This window comes from Desulfococcus sp. (genome assembly GCF_050178255.1).
Lineage (GTDB): Bacteria > Desulfobacterota > Desulfobacteria > Desulfobacterales > Desulfococcaceae > Desulfococcus > Desulfococcus multivorans.
On record NZ_JBFXGG010000143.1, the window covers coordinates 1 to 6715 of the forward strand.

The following is a 6715-nucleotide window of genomic DNA, read 5'->3' on the forward strand; positions in this document are numbered from 1 at the left end:
TCTCTGCGGGTTGCGCAGATCCGGACGTTCCGGAAACTCGGATGGTAACTGTCAATCATTATGTCTAAAGCTTGCTCCGGGCGGCCCGGAAACTCGCTGGCGCTCAAACAGTCCGGGCCGCTGATCCTCCGCGGCGCTTAAGCGGCACTAAAACTCACCGCTGAAGGGGCGCGGGCCGTATCCTCCCGGCACCTCTTTCCGGTTACCATCATGAAAGTCGAGAAACTGAAAAAATCGGGAGCGATGACAAATGGCGGCGCTATTGTGGTATTTCGCGGTCTTTCTCTATTTTGGGGCCGCCGGAGCTTTGATGCTCTACGGCCTCAACTGTTATGTCATGATCTTTCTTTTCCACCGGGGGCGGCGTCGTGCGGCACGCCGCCTCGAGCGTGTCGCAGCACGATTCGGTGACCCCGCTCTACGGGACGATCTCCCTGTAGTGACGACCCAGATCGCTGTCTACAACGAAGTGAATGTGGTGGAGCGGGTGATCCGGGCGGTTTGCCGAATGCGGTATCCGAGAGATCGCCACGAGATCCAGATTCTCGACGATTCCTCCGACGAAACCGGTGATATCGTCGACCGGATGGCCGAATCGATGGCAGCCGAGGGTTTTGATGTGCAGGTTATCCGACGAAATACGCGAACCGGATTCAAGGCCGGCGCACTGGCCGCCGGTCTCGAGGTCGCCAAAGGGACGTTGGTGGCGGTCTTCGATGCCGACTTCGTTCCTCCCGAAGATTATCTCCTCCGGACCGTCCCGTTTTTCATGACCGATGATCGTCTGGCCCTCGTTCAGGCCCGGTGGGGGCATCTGAACCGGAAGCGATCCTTCCTCACCCGGGCGCAATCCATCGGGATTGACGGTCATTTCATGGTGGAGCAGGCCGCTCGGAACTGGAACAATCTCTACATGAACTTCAACGGAACCGCCGGCATCTGGCGGCGGTCGGCCATCGACGACGGCGGAGGGTGGGCCTGGGACACGTTGACCGAGGATATGGACCTCTCCTACCGGGTTCAGTTTGCCGGATGGCGGACGCTGTTTCTGCCGGATCTGGTGGTGCCGGCGGAGATTCCCGAGGACGTCAATGCCTTCAAGAGCCAGCAGTTCCGATGGGCCAAAGGATCCATCCAGACGGCGCTCAAGCTGTTCCCGCGCCTCGTGCATCAACCGGTACCGATTTTTCAGAAAATTCAGGCTTTTTTTCATATGACCCATTACCTGATCCACCCCATGATGCTTGTCGTGGCGGTTCTGGCCCTGCCTGTTCTCCTGGGGTTCGACCTGAAAGGGGGCCCGCTTTTTTTCGGAGCCGTCGCCTGTATCCTCCTGGTTTCCATGACGGCACCCAACGCCCTTTACCTCGTCAGCCAACGGGCGGCTTATACCGACTGGCTGCGTCGAGTGCTCATCATGCCGGTTCTCGTTGTGGTCGGTGTCGGCATCGCTCTGTCCAACACACGGGCGGTCGTCGAGGCCCTGATCGGGCACGATAGCCCCTTCATTCGAACCCCCAAACGGGGCGACCGCGAGATCAAGCGTTACCGTACGGCTTTTCCGGGGTTGGCATTCGCGGAAATACTGTTGGGGGGGTATTGTGTCATGACCTTTCTGGCGTATCTGAAGGCCGGAAAATATCTGATCGGCCCGTTTCTGGCTGTCTATGCCGCCGGATTTCTCTTTGTCGGCCTTCTGACCCTGGCCCCCCGCCTGTTCAGGGAGGGATGATCCCCGTGAAAGGTTTTCCGGGAGGTCGCCGATCCGGCACCAAAACCGAATGGTTGCCTTACGCCGTCGCCGTCCTCCTGCTGATTGTCTTATGCTGTGCCGGAGGACGATTCAGGGATATCGGCCGGACGCCCCTGCTTTTTCTCGGATATACCTTCCACTCGGGTTGCTTCATTGTTCTTTTCGCGGCGACATGGACCGCATGCCTGGCCCTGACCCTCTGCTTTCCCCGGAGCGTATCCCGCAGGCGACGAATCCGGGCGATCCTCGTTCCGGCGCTGATCTGCCGGGTGTGCCTTCTGCCGTTTCCCCCATCCGACGACATGAACCGCTATCTCTGGGAAGCGCAGCTTGTCCGGGAAGGCATCAACCCCTACATCCATCCCCCCGATGATCCCGTCCTGGCGGAACTCGCCCGAAAAGATCCGTTTCATGCGGGCATCAATCATCCGAACATCCCCGCCGTCTATCCGCCTTTGATGGTGGTGGGCTTTTCCGCTCTCATTCGGTTGGGCTACACCCCTCTGGTCATCAAGACCGCGGTGATACTGTTCGATCTGGGCACCCTTTTTCTGCTGATGCGTCTTTTTTCCCATCGCCGTCTGGACGAGCGATGGGCGGTCCTCTATGCCTTCAATCCGGTGGTCCTGCATGCCTTCGCCGGCCAGGGACACCTGGACGCGATCCACAATTTTTTTCTCCTGGCCGCCTTGTGGCTTTACGATCAAAAACGCTGGGGCTGGATGTTTTTTGCGATCGGGCTTGCCGTTCAGTCCAAATACGTGGCGATTCTGATCCTCCCGTTTTTATTCAATCGGGATAGCCGTCCCTGGTTCTGGGCGGCTTTGCCTGTCGTTGTGCTCCCCTGTCTGCCGTTTTTGGACGGCGGTCTGGCTCGGATCTTCGACGCCCTGATGCTTTTCGGCACCCGGTTCGCATTCAACGGTCCGATTCACGGCCTTCTCCGGTGGATGCTGGGAGGGATCGCTCCGGCCACGGGGATTTGCCAAGGAATCCTCGTCGGTATGCTGATTCTGGGGTACGGGTATTTCCATCCCCGGCGGAATCGTCGATTTTACGATGATCCGGCATCGGGCTGCTTTTTTGTCCTGGGAGCGCTGCTGCTTCTATCCCCGACGGTCCATTTCTGGTACATCGCCTGGATCGTTCCGTTTCTGGCCCTGAAACCCTTTGCATCGTGGATGGTTCTCTGTCTTACCGTCAGCGTCGTTTTCACGGCAGAGGGGTATCGGTATTTCACCGGGCAGTGGCGTATGCCCGACGGTGCGCCGCTATGGGTGTGGCTCCCATTCTGGGCATTGTTTTTGCTGGATGTCCGCCGCAGTCTGCATCGTCTCAAAAGCCCCGCGTTGGGCCGGCCGCCGGAAACGGTGAGCGTGGTGATTCCCGCCAAAAACGAAGGTGCCCGCGTGGCCGCCTGCGTGAGTTCGGTGCTCCGGGATCGCTTCGTAGTGGAAGTGATTGTCGTGGACGGCGGATCGACGGATGATACCATTGCGGAGGCATCACGGGCGGGAGCCCGGATCATTCGCCATCCGGCCCTTCCGGAAAGGGGCGGCGGCCGGGGGGGACAGATCCGCGCCGGGGTGGCGGCAGCGGTCGGCGACATTATCGCCGTGGTCCATGCCGATACTCGAATCGCTGCACCGGCGTTCAACGACATCGTCGGGCTGCTCCGACGTCAATCCATGATCGCCGGCGGCGCTGTCGGCGGAAGGTTTGACGGACAGGGGTGGCGTTTTCGCCTGCTCGATACGGCCAATGATTTCCGAGCGGCTTTCCTGGGGATCAGCTTCGGGGATCAGGTCCAATTCTTTCGACGCGGGCTGCTTGCCGCGACGGGGGGGTATCCGGATATGCCGATTATGGAGGATGTCGAACTGAGCCTGCGACTGCAGAACCTGGGGCGGGTGGTTTTTCTTTTCGGAGACGCTAAGATCTCCCCGCGGCATTGGCGGTTCGGCGTTTCCCGACGTACGGGCCTCATTCTCCGCCTGTTTCTGACCTACACGGGGGCGCGGTTGTTGGGACGGCGACCCGACACCCTCGTCATGTACCGGGCTTACTACGACAGAACGCCTTGACCTCCCGGGGGATTGCCTCATAAAAAAAAAGATTTGAAATCTCGAAGCTTTTTTAGGAGAATCGTTTTTTGAGGTTTGAGCATCCTGACCCGAAACGCACGAAAGGAGGTTTATGATCCAAAGACACGGCACTACTTCGAAGCAGAACGTCAATTCATGTTGCCCGGTTGACCATCTAAGCCGGACTGTCATCCAAGAAGGAGGAAGGCCCCCGATGAAGAAGCTCTTTCCGTTCTATACCCGTATAGGGTTCGTTTTTTGTCTTTGTTTCTCTCTGTTCAAGGTCTTTCCGGCGGCGTCGGCGGCTGAAGCCGTCAATTTGACCTACAGCAGCTTTTTTCCCCCTACGCACGTGCAAAGTCAGCTTTCAGAATCCTGGTGCCGGGAGGTTGAAAATCGCACCGACGGTCGTATCAAAATTCAGTATTACGCCGGTCAGACACTGACCAATACCAAACAGACGTATGACAGCGTCATGGAGGGTATCGCCGATATCGGCACTTCGGGACTGGCGTACACCCGCGGCAGATTTCCCCTGATGTCCGCCATCGACCTGCCCTTTGGCTATACCTCAGGAGTCGCCGCGACCGCAGCCGCCAACGAAGTCTACGCGAAGTTCCAACCCAAAGAGTTCAGCGATACGAAGGTCCTTTATTTTCACGCCCACGGCCCCGGTATGCTCCATACCCGGGAAAAGGCCGTCCGAACCCTTGAGGATATAAAAGGTCTGAAGATCAGATCCACGGGAACCAGCGCCGAGGTGGCCGCGGCATTGGGGGGAACGCCGGTACCCATGCCCATGCCCGAATCCTACCAGAGTCTTCAGAAAGGAGTGGTCGACGCTTCCATGCATCCGGTGGAAGCCAACAAGGGATGGAAGCTGGGAGAGGTGACCCGATATGCGACCTTTGCCTATCCCTCCGGGTACACAACCGTCTTTTTTGTCGTCATGAACAAGGACAAATGGAACAAACTCGACCCCAGGGACCAGAAAATCATCGAGGAAATCAATGTGGAATGGGCGGGCAAACACGGAGAGGCCTGGGACTCGAGTGATATGGAAGGCGTGCGCTTTTTTCTGGAACAGGGCAACACGATTTTGGGTCTGGATGCCAAAGAAAGCGCCAAATGGGAAAAGGCCGTTGCGCCGCTCATCGATATGTACGCCGCGGATCTCGACAAGAAGGGATTGAATGGAAAGGGCGTGATCGGAGCGATCCGCGAATCCCTTAAAAATTTTCAATAATCCACGAAACGAATCCATCATTGCCGCAGAAGTGCGTCCTGACATACAGGACGCACTTCTGCGAAGAACGGAGAGCGGAACAGAGGCAACGCGCTATCATGAAAGTTTTCTGGAAAATAATTCAATCTGTATCGGACGGAATGAAATCCGTCGGTGCCCTGTTTCTTGTCGGAATGACGCTTCTGACCTGTGTTGATGTGGTCGGTCGGTTTTTCAAGCATCCTGTTTTCGGCTCGGTCGAACTGGTGACGCTGATGGGGGTTTTCGGGGTGGCCTTTTCACTTCCCTTTACCCATGACACCAAAGGCCATATCGGGGTCGAATTGTTTGTCTCCAGATTGTCGCGAAAAACCCGTATTTTGATCGATATCTGCACGGCATGTTGCAGCCTCGGGTTTTTCGGCCTGGTGACGTGGCGCATGATTGACTATGCATTGAAGATGAAGAAATCCGGCGAGGTTTCCATGAACCTGGAACTGCCCGAGTATCTGACCCTTGTTGTGACGGCATTCTGTTTTGGGATGCTTTCCCTGGTCGTTATCAAAGGGCTTGTTGATAATATTGAGAGAATAAAAGAAAAATGAATCCCACATGGATTGGTATTATCGGTATTGTTGTGATGATTATGCTGTTTCTAACGAGAATGCCTGTCGCCTATGTGATGGCCATCATCGGTTTTCTGGGATTCAGTGTTATTATTTCATTTCAGGGCGGCTTGAACCTTCTGGCCCGCAGTTTTTACGAAACCTTCTCTTCGTATGGACTGACAACGGTCCCCCTGTTTATCCTGATGGGCCAACTGGCGTTCAACAGCGGCATGAGTCGAAGGCTCTACGATACGGCCTACAAGTTCCTGGGCGGCATCCGAGGGGGCTTGGCCATCACGACGGTTTCAGCGTGCACGGCATTCGGGGCTGTCTGCGGTTCAAGCCCGGCGACGGCCGCAACCATGGCCACCATCGGACTGCCGGAGATGCGGCGCAAGGGATATGCCGATGAGTTGGCGGCCGGTTCCGTGGCATCGGGAGGGGGGCTGGGCATGATCATGCCCCCCAGCGTGGTGCTCATCATATACGGTGTCATGACCGAGCAGTCCATCGGCAAGTTGTTCGTCGCGGGCATCCTGCCGGCCTTTCTGGTCACGATTCTGTTTATTGTCACGATCATGATCTGGTGCGGTTTATCCCCGGACCAAGGGCCCCGGGGCGAACGCTTTACCTGGTCGGAAAGGCTTCGCTCTCTCATGGATCTGGGTGAAACATTTACGGTTTTTGCGCTGGTGATGGGCGGCCTTTTCATCGGGTTGTTCACGCCTGTCGAGGCTGCCGGGGTGGGTGTTTTCGGGGTCACGGCCGTTGCACTGTTCCGCCGGAAGCTCAGCTGGAAAAGCTTTGTCGCCGCCCTCTATGAAACCCTCCGCACATCCTGCATGGTGATGATGCTCATCGCCGGAGCCACCATCTTTGGCAAATTTCTGGCCGTCACCCGGATTCCTTTCGACATTGCATCATGGATCGGCGGATTCAGTCTCCCCCCCATCACCATTCTTTTCATGGTGGTGGTGGTCTATTTTTTCGGAGGGTGCTTCATGGACTCTCTGGCTCTCGTTATGCTGACCGTTCCGATTTTTTT

The 6715-nt window shown here is 56.9% G+C and carries 5 protein-coding genes; all 5 read left to right on the top strand.

Features of this window, described 5'->3' with window-relative positions; translation table 11 throughout:
* Positions 1-250: 250 nt before the first annotated feature.
* The gene (locus AB7S84_RS15765; RefSeq protein WP_020876204.1) at positions 251-1732 is read left to right on the top strand and encodes a glycosyltransferase; all 1482 of its coding nucleotides are present in this window, start codon (positions 251-253) and stop codon (positions 1730-1732) included.
* Positions 1729-3837: a glycosyltransferase gene (locus tag AB7S84_RS15770; protein WP_020876205.1), complete on the top strand. Its 2109-nt coding sequence runs from the start codon at positions 1729-1731 to the stop codon at positions 3835-3837. Before AB7S84_RS15765 ends, AB7S84_RS15770 begins: the two co-directional genes overlap by 4 nt.
* A gap of 214 nt (positions 3838-4051) precedes the next feature.
* Positions 4052-5083, top strand: a complete 1032-nt coding sequence (locus AB7S84_RS15775) for a TRAP transporter substrate-binding protein (protein WP_020876206.1) — start codon at positions 4052-4054, stop codon at positions 5081-5083.
* Positions 5084-5223: 140 nt separating this feature from the next.
* Positions 5224-5667 carry a TRAP transporter small permease gene (locus tag AB7S84_RS15780; RefSeq protein ID WP_159449727.1) on the top strand — a complete coding sequence of 148 codons (444 nt, stop codon included), beginning with the start codon at positions 5224-5226 and terminating at the stop codon, positions 5665-5667.
* A partial coding sequence (locus AB7S84_RS15785) for a TRAP transporter large permease (protein WP_428155670.1) occupies positions 5664-6715 on the top strand: 1052 nt, incomplete at its 3' end. The genes AB7S84_RS15780 and AB7S84_RS15785, both read left to right, overlap by 4 nt.